The sequence below is a fragment of the Leptolyngbya cf. ectocarpi LEGE 11479 genome, assembly GCF_015207065.1.
GTDB lineage: Bacteria > Cyanobacteriota > Cyanobacteriia > Phormidesmidales > Phormidesmidaceae > Leptothoe > Leptothoe ectocarpi.
In genome coordinates, this window is sequence record NZ_JADEXP010000084.1 from 1 (window position 1) to 19,624 (window position 19,624).

15 protein-coding genes and 1 pseudogene are annotated in these 19,624 nt (G+C 49.1%); 7 read left to right on the forward strand and 9 right to left on the reverse strand.

Translation table 11 applies throughout. From position 1 onward, the window contains the following. A partial coding sequence (locus tag IQ260_RS11325) for a glycoside hydrolase family 6 protein (protein ID WP_193993214.1) occupies nt 1-1,217 on the forward strand: 1,217 nt, incomplete at its 5' end. 70 nt (nt 1,218-1,287) lie between these two features. Here the strand turns inward: IQ260_RS11325 and IQ260_RS11330 are convergent. After that, a complete protein-coding gene (locus tag IQ260_RS11330) occupies nt 1,288-2,121 on the reverse strand; it encodes an SWIM zinc finger family protein (protein ID WP_193993215.1) in 834 nt (277 codons plus the stop codon). Between the two features lie 5 nt (nt 2,122-2,126). Then, nucleotides 2,127-5,363, reverse strand: coding sequence for a DEAD/DEAH box helicase (locus IQ260_RS11335; RefSeq protein ID WP_193993216.1), 3,237 nt, complete (start codon nt 5,361-5,363; stop codon nt 2,127-2,129). 141 nt (nt 5,364-5,504) lie between these two features. Between IQ260_RS11335 and IQ260_RS11340 the strand changes: the two genes are divergently transcribed. Further along, entirely contained in the window at nt 5,505-6,140 is a 636-nt protein-coding gene (locus IQ260_RS11340) for an HAD hydrolase-like protein (protein ID WP_193993217.1), read from the forward strand. A 10-nt stretch (nt 6,141-6,150) separates the two neighbouring features. Here IQ260_RS11340 and IQ260_RS31865 read toward each other — a convergent pair. Continuing rightward, nucleotides 6,151-6,303 (reverse strand): annotated as a pseudogene (locus IQ260_RS31865) (gamma-glutamylcyclotransferase); the annotation flags it as partial. Between the two features lie 70 nt (nt 6,304-6,373). Further along, entirely contained in the window at nt 6,374-7,051 is a 678-nt protein-coding gene (locus tag IQ260_RS11350; RefSeq protein WP_193993218.1) for a hypothetical protein, read from the reverse strand. Between the two features lie 228 nt (nt 7,052-7,279). On the opposite strand from IQ260_RS11350, the gene IQ260_RS11355 reads away from it, so the two are divergent. Continuing rightward, entirely contained in the window at nt 7,280-7,516 is a 237-nt protein-coding gene (locus IQ260_RS11355) for a hypothetical protein (RefSeq protein ID WP_193993219.1), read from the forward strand. Here IQ260_RS11355 and IQ260_RS11360 read toward each other — a convergent pair. Next, nucleotides 7,513-8,280, reverse strand: a complete 768-nt coding sequence (locus IQ260_RS11360) for a TSUP family transporter (RefSeq protein WP_193993220.1) — start codon at nt 8,278-8,280, stop codon at nt 7,513-7,515. The genes IQ260_RS11355 and IQ260_RS11360 overlap by 4 nt on opposite strands. Before the next feature lie 88 nt (nt 8,281-8,368). Then, on the reverse strand, nt 8,369-9,259 hold the full coding sequence (locus IQ260_RS31675) for a helix-turn-helix domain-containing protein (RefSeq protein WP_193993221.1): 891 nt from the start codon (nt 9,257-9,259) through the stop codon (nt 8,369-8,371). A 118-nt stretch (nt 9,260-9,377) separates the two neighbouring features. Between IQ260_RS31675 and IQ260_RS11370 the strand changes: the two genes are divergently transcribed. Further along, the gene (locus IQ260_RS11370; protein WP_193993222.1) at nt 9,378-10,487 is read left to right on the forward strand and encodes an aldo/keto reductase; all 1,110 of its coding nucleotides are present in this window, start codon (nt 9,378-9,380) and stop codon (nt 10,485-10,487) included. A gap of 7 nt (nt 10,488-10,494) precedes the next feature. Here the strand turns inward: IQ260_RS11370 and IQ260_RS11375 are convergent, their stop codons facing one another. Then, nucleotides 10,495-11,379 (reverse strand): DMT family transporter, encoded by an 885-nt coding sequence (locus tag IQ260_RS11375; protein WP_193993223.1) that lies wholly within the window; start codon nt 11,377-11,379, stop codon nt 10,495-10,497. Between the two features lie 103 nt (nt 11,380-11,482). Here IQ260_RS11375 and dusB point away from each other — a divergent pair, with 103 nt between their 5' ends. The 3 genes from dusB to IQ260_RS11390 all read left to right on the forward strand — a co-directional run bounded on the left by dusB (nt 11,483) and on the right by IQ260_RS11390 (nt 15,440). After that, nucleotides 11,483-12,592, forward strand: a complete 1,110-nt coding sequence (gene dusB / locus IQ260_RS11380; protein ID WP_193993224.1) for a tRNA dihydrouridine synthase DusB — start codon at nt 11,483-11,485, stop codon at nt 12,590-12,592. A gap of 68 nt (nt 12,593-12,660) precedes the next feature. Further along, entirely contained in the window at nt 12,661-13,275 is a 615-nt protein-coding gene (locus IQ260_RS11385) for a DUF3318 domain-containing protein (RefSeq protein ID WP_228015877.1), read from the forward strand. 872 nt (nt 13,276-14,147) lie between these two features. After that, nucleotides 14,148-15,440, forward strand: coding sequence for a glycosyltransferase family 4 protein (locus tag IQ260_RS11390; protein ID WP_193993226.1), 1,293 nt, complete (start codon nt 14,148-14,150; stop codon nt 15,438-15,440). Here IQ260_RS11390 and IQ260_RS11395 read toward each other — a convergent pair. Together IQ260_RS11395 and IQ260_RS11400 are read right to left on the reverse strand one after the other, a co-directional pair. Further along, complete coding sequence (locus IQ260_RS11395) at nt 15,430-17,301, reverse strand: sensor histidine kinase (RefSeq protein WP_228015879.1); 1,872 nt, start codon at nt 17,299-17,301, stop codon at nt 15,430-15,432. The two genes, IQ260_RS11390 and IQ260_RS11395, sit on opposite strands and share 11 nt — an antisense overlap. A 142-nt stretch (nt 17,302-17,443) precedes the next feature. Next, a complete protein-coding gene (locus IQ260_RS11400; RefSeq protein WP_193993228.1) occupies nt 17,444-18,826 on the reverse strand; it encodes a sugar ABC transporter substrate-binding protein in 1,383 nt (460 codons plus the stop codon). Nucleotides 18,827-19,624: the final 798 nt, after the last annotated feature.

Genomic DNA, 19,624 nt, shown 5'->3' on the forward strand with positions numbered 1-19,624 from the left:
GATTAGGCGAGCAAATGGCCCAGGTCGCCACCTATCCCACCGCTGTCTGGATGGATCGCATGGGCGCAATTACCGGAACCGCCGCTGATGGCACCAAAATTGCCATGGGCCTACGGGAGCATTTGGATACGGCGTTAGCGCAAAAACTCCCTGACCAACCGATCACCTTTTTGATGGTGGTCTACAACCTACCGAACCGCGATTGTCATGCGCTGGCCTCCAATGGCGAAATTCCCCATGGCGGCCTTGAGCGCTATAAAACCGACTACATCGATCCGATTGCAGATATTTTCAGCGATCCGCAGTATGCAGACATCCGGATTGTCGCTGTGATCGAACCGGATTCATTACCTAACCTGGTCACCAACCTGTCGACGCCTGCCTGTGCTAAGGCAAAATCCAGCGGCGAATATGTCGAAGGGATACAATATGCCTTGAATCAGCTGCATCCAATCTCCAACGTCTATACCTATGTTGATCTGGGTCATTCTGGGTGGCTAGGCTGGGACAGCGCGTTTGGTCCAACGGTGACCCTGATCACAGATACGATTAAGGGCACACAGGCTGGCCTAAATGCAGTGGATGGTTTTGTTTCAAATACCTCCGGCAGCACCCCAGTCGCTGAGCCATTGCTTCCAAACTATACCGGCGGCCAGCCGGTCCGGTCCGCTGATTTCTACGACTGGAACCCCTATGCGGATGAAGTCAGCTATATGAGCGCGATGTACGATGCGTTTGTGGCTAAAGGGCTGCCGACGACGATTGGGATGTTAGTGGATACTAGCCGTAACGGATGGGGTGGCCCGCAGCGTCCGACCGCTGCCAGCACCTCGACAGATGTGAATACCTTTGTCGAGGAGTCTCGTGTTGATAGACGACCCCATCGCGGTGGCTGGTGTAACCAAATCGGCATGGGTCTCGGTGCACGCCCGGTCACAGCACCCTATGAGCATTTTGACGCCTTTGTATGGGTGAAACCTCCGGGAGAATCGGATGGCGTGAGCGCAGCTGGCATTATCGATCCCAACGATCCGGCTAAAGGATTTGACGGCATGTGCGATCCGAACGCGGCCAATCGAGACAAACCGCAATACTCGACCAATGCCATGGCTGGAGCCCCCCATGCCGGCTGGTGGTTTGCGCAACAGTTTGAAATGCTGGTGGAAAATGCCTATCCCCCACTTCCATTGGGTCATCAGGAATCCGCAACTAAATAAGGTACCCTTTATGCCCCCTTTCCCCCTGAACCTTTTCCCTGACCGGGTACTTTATTTTTGTGCAATCCCCCTATAGTTGTCCCTTAGCCTTCACCTGTTCATACAGCGTTTCCATTGCTTCAATAAACGAATTATCTCGGTCCCAAAAAGCTGGAAAGTCTCCCTGTTTCTTGACTGGAATGCCCGACACTGGACTATCAGGTAATACCTCCATCGTTTGAGGCAATCGCTTAGCCCCTTGCCAAAACTCCCGCAGCTCGGTTTTAGCCGGAATTTTTACCAGTTCCGGCGGTGCATAGTAAGAGTCCACTGACCTAGGAGGCTGCTGCTCTAGCTGCAACTCTGCCGACAGCGCCTGTCCCAACGGTGACTTTGCTAGCTCCTTTAGCAGCTCCTCTCGCGATAGCCCCCGTAGCTCAAACAACAAAAACGGATCCTGGTCTAGCTCTGCGGCCACTAGATAATAGACTCCCGCAATATGCTTGCAAGGATTGCTGTAATCGGGGCAAGAACAGCTGGTCTTAAAGTCTTTTCGACTCCCCGGTAACAGATTCAGATTTAGCTGCTTAAATGTATCCTCAATATTGTCAGGAATCTCATTTAACAAGAGTCGAGAAATCAGACTGGCCTTTGATGCGATTAGCGCCACCGCTGCTGACCACTTGGCCTTACTCAGGGGCTGAAACTCAATGGTTGTAAAATAGAGCGGTTCACTATACACCCCAAAATAAGGATTGACAGAGCCCCTTACCTGGGCCGTAACTAACCCACCGTCAATATCAAAACTGAGGACTTTCTTGCCCCTAGCGTAGGATCGTCCTCGGCTCAGACGTCCAGAATCGGTCAGTTTCTCAATCGCTTCGATAAAATTTTGTCCCCACCAGGTGCGGCTAAATTGGCTCATGCTCCCTACTCCATAATTGCACTCTTATTCAATGAAATCAGCTTTCTAAACGCATTGTTATCCAGCTCCGTTAACCACGACTCATCCGCTCCGACAATCGACCCGGCCAGTTTTTTCTTATCTTCGATCATCTCGTCAATACGCTCCTCCAACGTACCAGTGGCGACAAACTTATGGACAAACACATTCTTTTTCTGCCCAATCCGGAAGGCGCGATCCGTGGCCTGGTCTTCCACTGATGGATTCCACCAGCGGTCAAAATGAAATACATGGTTGGCCTTAGTTAGGGTAATGCCAACGCCGCCTGCTTTGAGCGACAGCACAAACACCGATGGTTCGGTTTCTGGGTTTTGAAATTCTGCGATCATCGACTCGCGTTTTTTCCGCGAGGTGCCGCCATGGAGATAGTAGGTATTGCAGTGAAACGTTTGACGGATATATTTCTCTAGGGCGGCTCCTAGCTCAGTGAACTGGGTAAACACCAATAGGCTATCCCGCTCCTGCATAGCTTCTTCTACCATTTCGGTGAGGCGGGTAAGCTTGTGCGATCGCACCGCCGTAAACTCACTTTCATCTTGCAAAAACTGTCTCGGATGGTTACACACCTGCTTGAGCTTAGTCAGCGTGGCTAAAATCAATCCCTTGCGCTGAATGCCTTCTGCCTCCTCCAGCTGATTCTCCACATCCTTAACCACCGCCTCATAGAGCGATGCTTGCTCCTTAGTCAGGTTGCAAAATAGCTTTTGCTCCACCTTATCCGGCAGGTCTTTAATAATTGATTTATCTGTCTTTACCCGCCGTAAAATAAACGGTTCCACCAGCTTTTTTAGCGTGATCGACTGACGCGGATCGTTGCTTTTTTGAATGGGTACCTCAAAACTCTTGCGAAACTGGGCCTGGGTACCCAGATAGCCAGGATTCAAAAAGTTAAAAATAGACCACAGGTCCAGCAGACGGTTTTCAATCGGTGTACCGGTGAGGGCCAGTCGGTGGGGCGCGGAAAACTTGCAAATCGCTTTGGTGAGAGCCGCCTTTGGATTTTTGATATTTTGTGCCTCGTCCAGTACGATGCGATGCCATTCGATACTGTTAAACAGCTTGGCGTCTTTTCTCGCCAGGGCAAACGAGGTAATCAGAATATCGTGTTCCCGGCAGGCTTTTTTAAAGGTTTTGGCATCCTTAGCACGGTCACCGCCGTGGTGTACCGTCGCCTTGATGTGGGGGGCGAACTTATGGATTTCCCGCAGCCAGTTGCCGACAACGGAGGTGGGGGCGATCAATAGGGTGGGAGGCAGCTTGATCTCTTTTGCAGCTACCTTTTTGCGACTGCCTTTTTTGGGGGGCTCCGGCTCCCGTTCCTGCACCATGCGGGCAATCACCTGCACAGTCTTACCCAACCCCATGTCGTCAGCAAGACAGCCATTCAGACCTAGCTGTTCCATATACTGCAGCCAGGAGACACCTCGTTTTTGATACTCTCGCAGCTGACCTTCAAAACTGTCTGGGTCATCCACCGGCTGGAGCTGGCCCTTATCGCTGAGCTTATTAAGCATATCGGCCAGGGCATCTTTGCGATCGCACTCCACCTCCAGCTCATCATCCCCTGCCGCTGTCAGTTTCATAAACTCCAGTAGCGACAGTTCCGGGTTCTCCTCCTGGTGAGTCTTCCAGAATTCCAGCATCTGCTGCATTTTGTCCTGGTCTAGCTCCATCCACTGACCGCGAAACTGCACCAGGGGCGTCTTCGCATTCACCAGCTGATTCCATTCCTTTTCGGTGACTTTCTCACCACCGATGGCTAGCTCATACTGATACTCCACCAGCCGATCCAGCGAGAAATAGCTTTTAGATTTGTCGTCTTTCCCTGACAGCGACTTGCCCTTGGCTTTAAGACGTACCTTAGCCCGCTGTCGTCCCTTAGGTGTCCACCAGGCGGGCACAATCACCTTATAGCCGGCGTTTTCTAATACCCAGGCCGACTCTTTGAGAAAGGTAAAGGCTGCATCTAGCGTCAGGTCAATCCCCATGGGCTGGTCAGTTTCCAAGCCCTGCCAGAGGTCGGGATAAATGCGGACAGCATACCCTAGGTTTAGCAACAGGTTTTGCTCAAAGTCTTCTCCCAGCTGAGCTTTTACCTGTTTTTTCTGCTTGGGCCGCATTTGCCAATAGTCATCCAGAGTCACCTTTAGCGAGGGATCGTCCTTGGGAGCTACCTGAAACTGGAGCTGCCAGGGATCGCTGGGTTTAACCGGGTCCTGGAGATGAAAATACAGGTAAAAGGGCTGATCGGTCTGGGTGCGGACGATGCGATCGCGCCACGATTGCCACTGTTGGTACTGCTCTAGACCTTCAGACTGGGGCCATACTTCCAAATCTAAACAGTCAGTGAGAACTGAATCTGCAATCGTCTTCTCAAATGCTTTAGTTCGCTGAGTATGGGCAACAACTTCGGTCAGTAAACACTCAGAAAAATGACGCAGAAGAGACAACCGATCATAGAACCAGGGTTTTTCGTAAGGGTCGGCAAACCCCGCCGCACACATCAGCGGCATGTAGTCCACATACTGCTCCAGCATGGTTTCATACTCTTCACCGATGTAGTCCCACCCAGAATAGATTTCAAATTCATCGGTTGGCGTGCTGGCAGCTTTTTTTCGCTTGGCTGTGGATGTCACCCGAGGTTTCACAGGGGCGAGCGCTCTGTATTTTAGGGCAGGAATATAATGATCTTTGAAAATTACCCGTTTCAAAGCCTGGGTAAAATGAAACCAAAACAGCAGGTCTGCCCCTAGCTGAATCTCGCTCAGATTATGCAGTGTGAGAAAATGCAGCTCGTTAAGTAACGGGATAATAGAATTAGGCGCGGCCTTAATTCTGGTGGTGGCAGCTCCTGCAACGGGGTAACAGTCGATTTCCCAGTAATCAAATTCAAAGGTATCGGGTAGTTCTATCTCCAGGTAGCGCGATAGTTCTAGCGATGGCAAGGGCTGATTGTCAACCGTTGGTAGCAAAAAATAGCAAGGTTCAACCCGATCGGCTAACGGATATCGATCGGGTGAGCGCACATCAAACTCACTGGTGAGTAAGTCGGCCAGATCGTCAGCCGCCAGCTGTTGAGGATGGCGCTCTTCAATCAGTTCACTCTGATCTTTCTCAGTAGTTTCAACCCACAGATAAAATTGGCCCGATTGAATAAAGTCAGTCCCAGATTCAGGAATCCAGGTGCCGTGAAGGATGTGCATGGCAAGCCACGGAAAATAACGCAGTAGACAGCCCCTAGGTCAGACCCAAGTTAGCGCTCATACTAGCGTGTTTTTGCTTCACAGAAGCGTTACAGTTAATGACTTCTCACTATTTAGAGTTTTTGACTCATTATCCATAGGATGACCAACACGGTTTATTTTGATCTAGACGGCACGCTGCTGGACCCCAAAATCGGTATCACCACATCGATCCAATATGCGTTAGCACAGCTAGGGGTCAATGTGCCCACTCAAGAAGAACTCACCTGGTGTATTGGTCCACCCTTGTATCAGAGCTTTTGCACTCTAGTGGGTGCAGCATACACCGAGCAAGCGATTGTTCTCTATCGTGAGCGATTTACTGATGTGGGCTGGATGGAGAATAGTCTCTATGCAGGCATAACAGAAACTCTCTCCACGTTAGTCGATAGGGACTATTCTCTCCATGTAGCGACGAGCAAGCCTCATGTGTATGCAAAAAGGATTCTCAATTATTTTGAGATGAGACAATACTTTGATCAAGTATTTGGATCAGAGTTGGATGGCACCAGAGCTAACAAGACTGAGCTACTTCGCTTTGCTCTGACCAAAACACAGCCATCGGTAACAGTGACCATGGTAGGCGATAGAAAACACGACATTATCGGTGCCCTCGCCAATGGGATGGATGTGATTGGAGTAACCTATGGATATGGTTCATCTCAAGAAATCCAACAAGCCGGAGCAACAAAACTAGTCGACCGACCTCAGGATTTGTTATCCATACTGTCCAGTTAGTTGTTGAGATGGTCAACACTGGATACCCCTGTTTGGGTAAATCGTAGAGTAGTCCCCGCACCTGGACCGGTTGGACCATTTTCAAATACGGTGCACAAAACTGTTGATGGTAAATGCCTCCGGGCTTTAGTGTGCCATAGACAAAAACATCGATAGTTCCCATGATAGAGCCGACAAGTCCTTTATCCCTAGCGTAGCGTGGTCAAGACTCACAGCTGGGTTAAACGGTTTGCCTAATACGTGCTGACTTCAGCCGGCTGATTACATAGTTTATTTAGCTGCTGTGCAATTTGCTTAGCCTGGGGCTGATGTTCAATAGAATTCCAGTACCACAGGGCATCTAAATAGTATTCAATGGCCGCATCTGGATGATTGGTGATTTCGGCTATATGGGCGATTTCTCCGAGGACTGTGGCGATCCGGCCCTGGATGCGAGGCGTGGGGGGTGTTAATGATTGGTAAGCTTCTAATGCGGCCTTAAATGAAGCTAGGGCAAAGAGATAATAACGTTGGGCATTGTAGACCTTTCCCATCATACCCAGGACAACCGCAGCACAGTATTGCCCTTGCTGGTAGTCAATATCCACCAGGGTATCGCTCAGCTGGAGACCCCGTTCTAGCATATTAAGGGCGATTGGGTACTGCTTGCGACGGCTGTGGCGTAAGCTCAACCGGCAAAGTCGTAGAATCTCGAGCTTGAATCGGACATCCATAGGTGGATCTGCCGGATTAGAGTCTCGCCCAGCATTCAGCTCACTGAGCCGTTCCGTCAATTGAGAAGCCGTAGTTTGATCGTTATCTCGCTGAAAAGCTTCTATGGCGTTCAAGTAATCGAGACAAGCTTGATCCAAGTTACCGAACTGAATGTTGAGATAACCTAAGGTCTGGTGGTAGCGGCCGTCTGAATACATGGGTAGATATCCTATGGTGGAGTCACATCTATTACTCATGCTGAACTCCCAAAGGTTATGCAAGTTGAATATATTTCTTTAAACGACATCCAAGGCGAAGGTAAGTTCCCAAGTTGAATCGTTTTTAGATCGTTTTCAGCAACGTCCGTCATCCAAGAGCAACGCACACCTATGTTTAGGCCAGTTCGCCCGATATGCTAAGAGCACTGATTTGAGACTGTCCCTGCTATGGCCACTGCTAGAACCCCAATTACCCTAATGCTCACAGCTGAATTACTAGATAAGCTGCGGCCCTATCAGCGCGAACATGACATTACCTCCGTATCCGAGGCTATCTTGACGATTTTGCATGGGCACCTAGACATTCCCGACAAGCCCACACCACCTTTTTCCAATAGTCCTTCTATTTACGATGGCGTAGAAGATGGAGCCTGTGAAGTCCTAACCGAGTATCTAGACGCCTAGGGTGACTGACGAAGAATATCCACTAACAACTTGGATGCCATCAAAAAACACACCGTGGCCACCACCGGGCGAATCAACGCGGCTCCTTTAGCTAAAACGATTCTGGCCCCGATAGAGGCTCCAATCACCTGGCCAGCCAGCATGATCAAGCCGACGCGCCAATAGACCTCACCAAAGGCCAGAAAGTACAGCAGCGATGACACGTTACTGGTGCAGTTAAGTAACTTGGTTTGAGCCGTTGCCTTGGTGAGGTTGTAGCCCCGCAGGCTAACCAGCGATAGGGCCATAAACATACCTGCCCCCGGCCCAAAAAAGCCGTCATAGAAACCGAGTAGCGGGGCGATAAAAATGGCAAAGGGTCCGTGGGCCAGACGCTGCTTCTGGTCGGTAGTGCCTAGCTTAGGCGATAGGGCAAAGTAGGCGCCCATACTGATCAGTAAGAACGGGATAATTGCCTTGAGAACGGTGCTGTCTATTTGTAATACCAGCCAGACACCCAACACAGCCCCAACAAAAGTCATCAAGACCGTCAGTTTGATGTCGCGCAGACGCACAATTTGCTTTCGTAGAAAATAGAGGGAGGCCACCAAGGTGCCACCGCTACCCTGCAGTTTATTGGTGGCTAGAGCCGCTGCTGGCGGGATGCCTACCATCAGCATCGTGGGTAGGACAATTAGCCCGCCGCCACCCGCGATCGCATCGACACAGCTTGCCACTATGGCCACTCCAAACAGCAGTGCCACCGTATCGATGCCTAGATGCATAGTGCTCCCTGGAAATAGATCTGACTCCAGGCAACCTATCACAGTAGATGCCGTAGTCGGTTTAGGGGCTCAGCCATGGCTAAGATCGCTACAGACTTTTAACAAACTGACGTGGGGTGGCTCCTTTGACCTGCTTAAAAGCACGGGTAAAGTGGGACTGATCGCTAAAGCCAAAATGATAGGCCACTTGAGCAATGGGCTGCCCCTGTTTGAGTCGTCGGGCGGCCTGTTCAATCCGACGTTTGACCACGTATTTATGGGGGGTAACTCCCAGGGTCTGTTTGAACAGTCTAGAAAAATGAAACTTGCTCAAACCGGCCTGTAACGACAGATCAAATAGACCAATATCCTCGGTGAGATGGGCTTCGATATAGTCAAGTACAGTGCCTAAACGCTGACGTTCAGAGACAGGGAACCCGGCTAAATTGACCGGTTGCTCAAGGCTGTAGTGATTGACAAAGTGTGTGCCTAAGGCCGTCGACAGGCTGTCTACATAGAGCTGACCGTTGGGAGCACCCGTTTCGGCCTCAATTAATAGGGCCTGCATGAGCATTTGCAAATGTTTGTCCTTGGACTGGTGCTGCCGCCGGAAGGCTTGATGCTCTAGCAACGGTCGCTCTGGCATCAGCTCAGTCAGCTTTTGAGGGTCAAGGGTGAGGAGTAAAAACTGATTGTGACCATCAATGCGATGGGAAAACGGGACGCCCGCTGGATTGATCCACAGATCGCCGGTCTCATAGCGATGGGTTTTGAATGTGCTGCCATCCTTCCATTCCCAGTCCAACGCTGGCCCGGTATTCATGGCGAAATAATGCTGGGTGACGGTGACATCGTCGGGGGTAAATCCATCGTTCTCCCCCTTTTCAATGTGGATACCCTGCCATGGCAAGTCCTTGCTGGACACAATAATGCGTCCTGGGGTGACATCCGGTTTGGCTGTCAGGGTGTGACTGTCAACAAAGTCGATCTGGCTATGCACAGAGAGTTACCTGGAAGCTGAGCAATTTTCTACCAAAACTGAGCAAGGGGATTCAAGATTTATTTTAGCGGCTCGTTAATAGTGGTGGTTGTAAACGCATGGTTCACAAAGACGACCTATGGATTACTACACGTTAGGGAATACCGGCTTAAAAGTGAGCCGCTTGGCACTGGGAACGATGACCTTTGGGAATGACTGGGGCTGGGGAGCGGATGAGGCCAATGCTCGTCAGCTGTTTGATGCCTATGTGGACGCGGGGGGTAACTTTGTGGATACGGCGGATCTGTACACCAACGGCAACAGCGAACGGATGTTGGGGCGGTTTATCCGCGATCGCAAAATCCGCGATCGCATCGTCCTCACCACCAAATTTAGCTACAGTTCCGACCCTGGCAACCCCAACGCTGGCGGTAACGGGCGTAAAAATATTCTCCGCGCCGTTGAAGGCTCGTTGGAGCGTCTCGGCACCGACTACATTGATGTCTACATGCTGCACACCTGGGACCAGATCACCCCGGCAGCTGAAGTCATGCGCACCCTAGATGACCTGGTGCGCTCCGGCAAAGTCCGTCATATAGCGCTGTCGGATGCTCCCGCCTGGTACGTGGCCCAGGCCCAAACCCTGGCCCAGGAACGTCACTGGGAACCCATCAGCACCGTCCAGCTGGAATACTCCCTCGCCGAACGCCATATCGAGTTTGAATACACCGCCCTAGCAAAAAACTTGGGCACCAGTCTAATGGTATGGTCTCCCCTGGCCAGCGGCCTGCTTTCTGGCAAATATAAGCCGTCCGAGCAGGGTGGGGAAGGCACAGGCAGACTGGCGATGCTGGCCAACAGCGGTAACCCGGCTTTTGATAAGTTCACTGAGAAAAACTGGGCCATCGTTGCCGAGCTGGAGCAGGTAGCCAATGAGTTGGGTCGCTCCATGGCTCAGGTGGCACTGAACTGGGTTGTCAACCGCCCCGCTGTGGCCTCGGTGATTATCGGAGCGACGAAGCTGCACCAGCTGCAGGATAACTTGGGTGCTTTGGACTTTAAAATTCCTGCTGAACTACAGCAGCGGTTGGACGAAGTAAGCCATCCTGAAACCCGCTTTCCCTATACCTTCTTTGAACCCAGTCTCCAGGGCATGATCAACGGCGGAGCCACCGTCGGGGATAAGCCTGCCTCTTTTAATAAACCTATTTTGGTTGAGGGTGCGGGGGCTGGAGTCACAGAGGAGTAGCAAACACCTAACGGCTAAACAGCAGCCAGACACCCACCAGGGCCACAATAGCTCCGCAAACGGCGCGAACGGTGATGCGCTCGCCAATAACCAGGGCCATGGGTAAAACCATAATGGGACTGGTGGCCAACAACGACTGGGCAATCCCAGCGGGGGAATATTTGAGGGCGATTTGCTGGAGCCAAATGGCCAGGTAGGTACCAAAGAACGCTGCTATCGCAACGCCCCCCAGCAGCCGTCCCGATAGCACCGGACGGGGCTGTGATTTCAATCGCCACAGCAATAGTCCACCAATACACACCAATCCTGCCGATAGCCGCAGCAAACTACTCCACAAAGGATCCACCGCTGTATCCGCCAGAGCCGCCCGCGATAGCACACTACCAATAGACTGACCAAGGGCCGCCAGGATTCCGAACATGATCCCCCTGGTGATTCCTGTCTTTGATGTAGAGCTATGGATTTTAGGACTACGCTCACTCACTACCCAAATAATCCCGACTAAAGTTAGGCCCATGCCTAACCAGGCCAGCACTGAAAGCTGCTCCTGCAAAAACACCCAAGACATTAGGGCCGCCATGGGCGGAGCCAGCATTTCTAACAGCAGTGCCTGTCGAGCCCCCAACGCATTCACCGTGGCAAAGTAAGCCGTATCCCCCAGACCAATCCCCACCACCCCGCTAATGAGTAGCAGCAAAACCGAACCCATGGGTAACGACGCCAGCAGCTGTTGCCGCACCGCCAGGGTCAGCACAATAAACCCCACCGCCATTGAACCCTTAATTAAGTTCAGCACCAGCGGTGATAGCTGCTTTCCCAGTCGACCAAACATCAGCGTCGCAAACGCCCACAGTCCAGCTGCTCCCAGCGCTGAAATTTCTCCTTGAAACATTAGCTAAGCTCTAAATTATTAGTTGGAAGTTTGAGTTAATGGCATCCTAAAGAAGCGTACGTTATTTAACGATGCTAAGCTCCCCGGCCCTAAGCCAATACCTATGTCAGTTGCCTTAAACCTGGACCAAACGTCTAAGACTGAGAACTTAAACCTAAAAACTCACAACGCCCTATCCCCTGCGCTACAATCCCGCCTGGCAACGCCATTAAAAATTGGTGCCGTTGATGTACACAGCCGGGTCCTGCAGTCACCGCTGTCTGGGGTTACCGATCTAGTATTCCGTCGTCTAGTGCGCCGCTACGCTCCCCAGTCGATGATGTACACCGAAATGGTGAGTGCGGCTGAGCTTCACCACATGCGCAAACTACCCCGGGTGATGGAAGTGGACCCCGATGAGCGCCCCATCAGCATTCAGCTCTTTGATCGCCGCCCTGAATTCTTGGCAGAAGCCGCGAAAAAAGCCGTGGATCAGGGTGCGGATACCATTGATATCAACATGGGCTGCCCCGTCAATAAAATCACCAAGAACGGTGGCGGCTCATCGCTGCTGCGGGATCCCGATACAGCTGCCCGCATCGTTGAAACAGTCAGTGCGGCAGTATCTGTGCCGGTCACCGCCAAAACCCGCATCGGCTGGTCCGAGGATGACATCAATGCCGTAGACTTTGCCCGTCGTCTGGAAGCGGCTGGGGCTCAGATGCTGACGCTCCATGGCCGCACCCGCTCCCAGGGTTACAACGGCATGGCCGACTGGAGCTGGATCGCCAAGGTCAAACAGGCCCTGACCATTCCCGTCATTGCCAACGGCGATATTTTTTCAGTGGATACTGCGATCGCATGTTTAGAACAAACCCAGGCCGATGGCGTCATGTGCTCCCGTGGCACCCTGGGGTATCCCTTTTTAGTCGGGGAAATTGACCACTTTCTTAAAACCGGGGATCGGCGCACGCCTCCGACGGTGGTGGAGCGTCTACGCTGCGCCCAGGAACACCTAATTATGCTAGCGGAATATAAGGGCAAAAGCGGCATCCGCCAGGCACGAAAGCACATGTCCTGGTACGCCAAGGGTTTTGACGGCGCGGCTGAACTGCGCGAAAAGCTCTGTCGCATTGAATCCGTAGACGCAGGCTGCGGATTACTCGAAGACGCGATTACGGTAATCTCCCCAGAACTTTGCCGCCATCTCCCCCAAAAGACCGCTATAGTATAGGCATTTTCCATAAGCGTTTCCGGGCCAATATAAGCATGTCTTACGCCACCTACAGTTCCAGAGCAGATATGGGCGAGCTTCGTCGTTTACGTAGTCTGCTGCCCCCAGAACTGCAAAGCTGGGTTACGGTAGAACCCGCCATGGATGTAGGCCCGCCGCTGATTACCTCTGAAGAACTGGGTAAAGATCAGGTTGAAGTTCAGATCGATCTGCCCAAGTGGGAGCAATTGGCCATTGACCAGCGCAATCTGCTGTTTTGGCATGAGGTTGCTCGGGTTCAAAATGACACGATCCCACGGGACGGCTGGGAAATGGCAGCTTTAGCCATCGGACTGGGCGGTGCTGTCGGGGAACTGTGGGTGCAGGATGGATTATTGCTGATGCTGGCCTTGGGGCTGTGTGGTATTTCTGGCTGGCGTTTATACAAACGGAATAACGCGGAAAAAACCCTTAAAGAAGCCATGGATGCGGATGAAAAAGCCATTGCCCTGGCAACACGCTTTGGTTATTCGCTACCCAATGCTTACAAAAGTCTGGGCAGTGCTCTCAAAACGTTAATTGAGCAAACACCCAAGAAAAAGCAGCGGGATCGCTATGTTAAACGGTTAGAGGCCCTCAAGCGCAGTGCCAACCGAGCTAAGGATCGCATTCGTTCAGAGCGGGATCCATCACGGGCCTATTAAGGCGATTTTTCCAACCACATCCACGTTGACGTAGAAGCTATATCTCTTCAGGCCCCCCAAATTGAAAATTTGGGGGGGCTTTGAACATAAGGTGTCGAAGCGGCCAGCGGCCAAGCGGCAAGTTCCACTTTTTTGTGAAGAGTTCGCAAATTTTTGCTAAAGCTCTTACCCGAATATCATAAAGATCATCTTGGACTGTCTATCCAAACCCTCCCTGGCTCTACCATAAAGTCGACTATCAATTTAAGTTTGACCATGCCCATAGGTAAGCCTAAAAGCATGGTTTCTGGTTGAGAAAGTTTCCTGAAGAATAAGTAGTCATTGCTAGGCACTATTGAGCGCTGGCAGCTACACAGTTAAATCGCTTATCTAACGTAACAACTTTATTTGCTTTACGAAGTGTTTTGTTGACTTTATAAAGTGTCTTTAAAGGAGTTTGGTAAATGCAATGATGCACCTGATTTGATTTCCCTTAATCGGCCAACATTTTAAAGTCTAACTGGGAAATTATAGGCTGTTGTATTTGTGCTAGAGACCTGAGTAAATCCATGGTGTGAGCCATGGCTAGTTTAGAGAGCGAGTAACATTAATGGTGCAAATAATGTTTTAAGAGTGTCATTTGTGGTGCCTGGGCATAATGATTAGATTGTCTGAGTGCTGTTTTGGGAACTCTGTAATTACTTGTTTGTATCTTCGTAAAAACGCCATAGAATCTGGCACATTTACGAAAGACATTCTGGGCATACTGTAGGACTGTATTATTGAAGCGCAGAAATAGTTCTATAGCTTCAAAATCTGGTCCTCTTAATTTAGCCTTGCTGGCGCTTGTTGCTTATTTATTGACCGCGATATCAGTAGTCAGAGCGATTTTCATGCGTATACTTATTTATTCGTACAACTATCACCCCGAACCCATCGGCATTGCCCCTCTAATGACTGAGTTGGCAGAGGGGTTAGTCACCAAGGATCATGAAGTCAGGGTGGTGACGGCCATGCCAAACTACCCCCAGCGTAAGATTTATCCTGATTATCGTGGTCAACTCTACTGTGAAGAAGAGCACAATGGTGTCAAGATTCAGCGTTGCTATGTGGCGATTCACCCGAACCCTGGTGTCATTACTCGTATTCTGTTAGACGGTAGCTTTGCCCTGTTGAGTTTTTTCCATGCGCTGAAGGGATGGCGACCGGACGTTATTTTGTTTACTAGTCCGTCTTTGCCCGCTTGTGTACCGGTGGCGCTGCTAAAGCTGATTTATGGTTGTCCGACAGTGCTCAGCTTGCAAGATATTCTGCCAGAAGCAGCTGTGCGCACCGGACTGATCAGCAACCGGACAGCTATTCGTATCTTTGAGGTATTGGAAAAGTTTGCCTACGCGAGTGCCACTCGCATCGGTGTAATTACTGATAGTTTTTCAAAAAATCTGGTGAGTAAAGAGGTGCCCGTTGGCAAGATTAAACGTATTTCTAACTGGGTGGATACGAAATTTATTCGTCCTTTGCCGAAATATGACAATCAGTTTCGACAGAAACATGGACTGCAGGACAAATTTATTGTTCTCTATTCAGGAAATATCGCTCGGACTCAAGGGGTGAGGGCAATCATCTATGCGGCCGCTACCCTGGAACATATTCCTGATATCGAGTTTGTGATTGTGGGTGAAGAACGCCAGCTATATGATCTCGAAGATCTGCGCAAGGAGCTAGATGTGAACAATGTTAGCCTGCTGCCGTTTGAAGCGCGTAAGGATTTGCCAACCATGCTGGCAGCGGCGGATATATCGCTGATTATGCAAAAGGCCAGTGTTGTTGGCTTTAATATGCCATCCAAAACAATGGTACTGATGGCGAGTGGTCGTCCGATTGTGGCCTCTGTGCCGGAGGGCGGGGCCGCCGCCCAAGCCGTCCACGATAGCGGCGGTGGTTTGGTGGTGGAACCGGAAAAACCAAAGGCGCTGGCTCAGGCTATTCAAGCTCTTTACAATGATCCTACGCAGACCGAACAGTTGGGTAAACGAGGACGTGCCTATGCGATCGCAAACTATGCTTTTGAGCAATCTTTGGATGGCTATGAATCATTGCTGGCTAGCCTGGTCGATAAAACCAACGCTGCTCCAGCCTCTATGACTTCAGCGCTTCAACCTAAAAATATATCCATTAAGCCTTAGCCATAGCTGGCTGTTTTTGAACAACAGGAACAACCTGGGGAAGCAGGATCTTAAAGGTTGATCCTTTGCCCGCCTCACTTTCAGCTGAGATTGTGCCGCCTAACATATGCACAAATTCACGGGTAATCGTCAATCCTAAACCGGTTCCCCCATAGCGTCGTGTAGACGACACATCTGCTTGGGTAAATGCCTCAAAGATTTTTTTAAGCTGATTTGGTTCCATACCAATACCGGTATCAGTCACCGTAAACTCTAGATAGTTTACGGTCTGATATTGAATAGTTTTAATGATCAAGGTGAGCTGACCTTCCTTAGTAAACTTATTGGCATTACTCAGCAGGTTAAGCAGGCATTGCCGCAGCTTATCTAAGTCACTCTCGATTGCATTGACAGTACTGAGGTTTTCCAAGACAACAGTATTGAATCGAGCGGCTGCAACCGGGTGAATCGTTTCTAGTACATCCTGAACTAAATCAGCAATATTTACCGGCTCTAAGTGAAGTTCCATCCGACCTGCCTCAATCTTGGACAGATCGAGAATGCTATTAATCAGATTTAACAAATGCTTGCTGGAGCCCTGGATTTTACACAGGTCGGGGATCATGCTCATATCACCGTCCATTTCAGCTTCTTCTTGGAGAATTTCGCTATAGCCAATGATGCTATTGAGGGGGGTGCGGAGTTCGTGACTCATGTTGGCTAAAAACGCACTTTTTGTGCGCGTAGCCGATTCAGCAGCCTCTTTGGCTTCTTCTAATTCTGCTGTCCGCTCTTTTACCCGAGATTCCAATTCCTGATTATTGGTTTCTAAGGCCGCAAATGATTCCTTTAGCTGTAGGGCCATACGATTAAACGATTGAGCCAGAAAGCCAATTTCATCCTGGCTAACAACTGGAATAGCCTGGTCTAACTGACCATTTTCCAGCTGAATAGCCGCATCTGTAATGGCTACAATCGGTTGAGTGATACGACGAGATAACAGATAAATACCGGTCAATAAAAGCCCTGTTGCCACAAACCCAATCAGTAAAATATTTCTGGCCAGGGCTCGAGCAGGAGCAAAGGCCTCTTGCTGATTGATTTCAGCCAGTAGCGCCAGACTCTGACTCTCTAGCCAACTATAGACGCCAATAACAGGTTCACCCACATAGTTTTGATAGAGACCAGCACCACTTTGTCCAGCGGTAGCGGCATCAATCCCAAAACTACTAATTGTTGCCGCTGACTGATTATCGTCATCTGACGAAATCAAGGTATTACGCCGCTCTAACTGACCCACAAGATAAGTAGTGCCTGTCTCTCCTAGACCTGTACGCTCACGAATTAGCAAGTCTACATCTTTTAGATCTAGGGTTACGGAAAGAACGCCAACGCGACTTTTGTTGCCATCTAAAATAGGTGTGGCAAATGTGATCACAGTTGCTCCCGTTACAGGTGACACATAGAGGGTTGGGACAATCTTATCTGTAGCATTTGCAAAGTAAGTCGTCGTCGCTCCCAACGGCTGATAAGTCTTTTCTAATGCTTTATTCGTCGAGAAGAGGACAATTCCTCCCTCTGTTAAAATCGAGATTTCTGCCAAATTTGGTTTAGCAGAAATAATATCTTGCAAATATAGAGATAACTTGTCGTAGGCATCCTGCTTAGATTCATCATCAGCAAGCGCTGTTGTCTGGGTTTTAACCTCCGGCAGACGTGCTAAGAGCAAAATGTCGCTCCGCTGCGTCTTAAACCACTGATCAATTTCTTCCTCTTTGAGGGTGGCGGCTACGCTTAAACGATCAAACAGTGATTGTTTAATGGTTTCTCTAGCTGAGAAATAGGTGCTTAGCGAAATTGTCAGTACAGTGACCGCTGACAATAATGATAAGGGTGTAATTAGCCTAACTAACAGGCTCTTCTGTCGCATTTTCACGCTCGGTTAGGGTATTTAGTAGAAGGTTGACTGATGAAAATGGCATCTTGATCATTAGCCCATACATCAGTTTTAATTTTTGAGTGGACTATTGCCAGTCGTCAAAGATTTTCTGAATAGTTGCGATCGCTTCGTCTGCGGCTGAAGCACTATCTAACTCACCCAGGGCTATTTTATTCATGATCTGCCCCCAAACATTTTGATCGGCTACTTCTCCATAGGCGGGGTTTAAGGCTTGGTAGGCTGGTCGTGTATTTTGCAGCTGTTCTACGGCTACAGAAATATGAGAATCTCGCTTATCTTGCCAAAACGGATCGTCAAATAGGTCAGGCATGACAGGTAAATATCTTCCCTGAGCACCTTTAGTATAGGCCGATAGATTTTTCGGCTGTGCCAGGAACGCCAGAAAATCTTTAGCAAGCTCCTGTTGGGTTGACTGGGCTAAAATAACTGCCTGTTTAATTTCAATCACATAGCGCATAGGACTGCCATCAGGTTTAGTCGGCCATTCAACTGTGGCCAGCTTTTCATAATAGGTTTCATTGTCGCTCCGCTGAGAGCCGGGTGCCGACAGGGTATGGTTGACAGTCATCAAGCTTTTTCGACTCAAGAGAGAGACATTATTACCTGTATTATCCCAATCAACAGCGTCAGGAGGAACAGTTCCATCCTTAAAGAAGCGGGCGTAGTCTTCAATGGCACCGACGAATGCGTCACGATTGGCAGCTGTGATGGCAAAGTTACCAGCTTCGTCTAATACTGAAACATTATGAGCCTCTAGAAATTGCTCAAAGTTATTGTATGTGTCCAGGCTGAGGGACATGGGCATACCAACACCGTATATATCGCTGCCCTGGTTAGCTTGGAGAACGGGATGGACATTTTGCCAAAAATCCCAAAAGGACTGCCAGTCCTTAGGAATTGTAGTACGTCGTTCCCCCACAGCGTTGATGAGTAAATCTTCCCAATAGTGAATGTGAATAGCAGACTGCATGAGCGGCACTGCATAATAGCTGCGAGCACCAGCTGCTTTATTTTGATAGTTCACCCCATCTAGTACATCACTTGTATAATACTGCTGAATAGGTTGAATAACGCTGGATACCTCAGCCAGCTCTCCCTCCCAAGCAAGTCTAGGTATTGTCGTTAAATCCGCCGCGCCAGAGTAGAAAACATCAGGAATTTCTTCTCCTAGGGTTAGGGCACGATCCAGTGCTGTCAAGATGTCTTTTTGTGGAATGACACTCAGTTCAACCTCAGCTTCTATCTTATCTTGAGCCTTCCACTGCTCAATGATACGTTTGAGTGCATCGATTTCTTCTGGATAAAATCCTTCTTGCCACCATATTTGTAGTGGCTTGTCCGATGAAATTCTGGAAATATTTTGAGTGGGCGGCTGTGCTGTAGTACAGCTAGCCATCAACCCACCTAAGCCATACAGAGATAGTTGTGCAAACTTGCGTCTTTTCATAAAAATAATAGCTCCAATCTGAACAACCATGGCCTTACAGGTGTGGTTGTTCAACTAAGTACTGAAAATGCATATTCAGAAATGGAGGGGAAAAGCCTTAGAATCTCTAAGCTACTTACTGATGAAAGTTGCTGAGTTCTAATTTATAGTAGATCTAGTAAGTAAACTGCTGCTTGAATGATCGCTATCGATATACAAACACCCTTCATCCTGATTGAATCTATTTGCACCCGAATGATATTGGTTAAAGCTCTAAAGCTATGAAAAAAATGTCTTGAGCTACCTGCTCTAATCTACTGGTATAAACAGAAATTTTAAAGCGAACTATTAATCTATCTTACTAAAATCTTATAATAAAGTCGTGGGAAGACTTCCAATAAATAATAAATGGTAACCATGCCCTGATCTATCTGTTTTCAAAAAGCATCGGTGCTTTTAAGTGATATTTATTCAAACAAGTGCTTTTAAGTGTTCATATTTTTATGGCGTTAGAGATTTAATCCTAACAGTAGGATTTAAGTCGTACTCACTAGTATCAACCACAGTATTATAGAAAGCTAAGTATTTTCCAGCAATAGGAGTAGTATAGTAGACAACGTCTCTATAGATTAGACATATATCTGGATTAGGTATATAGTCTGCCGAATATTTATCGTAAGTCTAATAAAACCAAGTGGAAAGCACGACTTGCTTTTCCTTAGCTTAATAGTGCTGTTTTCTATTTAATACATTCAAATTTGTAAAACTAGTGATTTTCACCTAACTGTTCAAGCCTGCTTGCTGGGTTCAGGAAAGATA

Excerpts from the sequence above, each read along its gene's own strand:
- IQ260_RS11330 (WP_193993215.1), bottom strand. The coding sequence starts at position 2,121 with ATGAGCCAATTTAGCCGCACCTGGTGGGGACAAAATTTTATCGAAGCG.
- IQ260_RS11335 (WP_193993216.1), bottom strand. The coding sequence starts at position 5,363 with ATGCACATCCTTCACGGCACCTGGATTCCTGAATCTGGGACTGACTTT.
- IQ260_RS11340 (WP_193993217.1), top strand. The coding sequence starts at position 5,505 with ATGACCAACACGGTTTATTTTGATCTAGACGGCACGCTGCTGGACCCC.
- IQ260_RS11350 (WP_193993218.1), bottom strand. The coding sequence starts at position 7,051 with ATGTATTCAGACGGCCGCTACCACCAGACCTTAGGTTATCTCAACATT.
- IQ260_RS11355 (WP_193993219.1), top strand. The coding sequence starts at position 7,280 with ATGGCCACTGCTAGAACCCCAATTACCCTAATGCTCACAGCTGAATTA.
- IQ260_RS11360 (WP_193993220.1), bottom strand. The coding sequence starts at position 8,280 with ATGCATCTAGGCATCGATACGGTGGCACTGCTGTTTGGAGTGGCCATA.
- IQ260_RS11370 (WP_193993222.1), top strand. The coding sequence starts at position 9,378 with ATGGATTACTACACGTTAGGGAATACCGGCTTAAAAGTGAGCCGCTTG.
- IQ260_RS11375 (WP_193993223.1), bottom strand. The coding sequence starts at position 11,379 with ATGTTTCAAGGAGAAATTTCAGCGCTGGGAGCAGCTGGACTGTGGGCG.
- dusB (WP_193993224.1), top strand. The coding sequence starts at position 11,483 with ATGTCAGTTGCCTTAAACCTGGACCAAACGTCTAAGACTGAGAACTTA.
- IQ260_RS11385 (WP_228015877.1), top strand. The coding sequence starts at position 12,661 with ATGGGCGAGCTTCGTCGTTTACGTAGTCTGCTGCCCCCAGAACTGCAA.
- IQ260_RS11390 (WP_193993226.1), top strand. The coding sequence starts at position 14,148 with ATGCGTATACTTATTTATTCGTACAACTATCACCCCGAACCCATCGGC.
- IQ260_RS11400 (WP_193993228.1), bottom strand. The coding sequence starts at position 18,826 with ATGAAAAGACGCAAGTTTGCACAACTATCTCTGTATGGCTTAGGTGGG.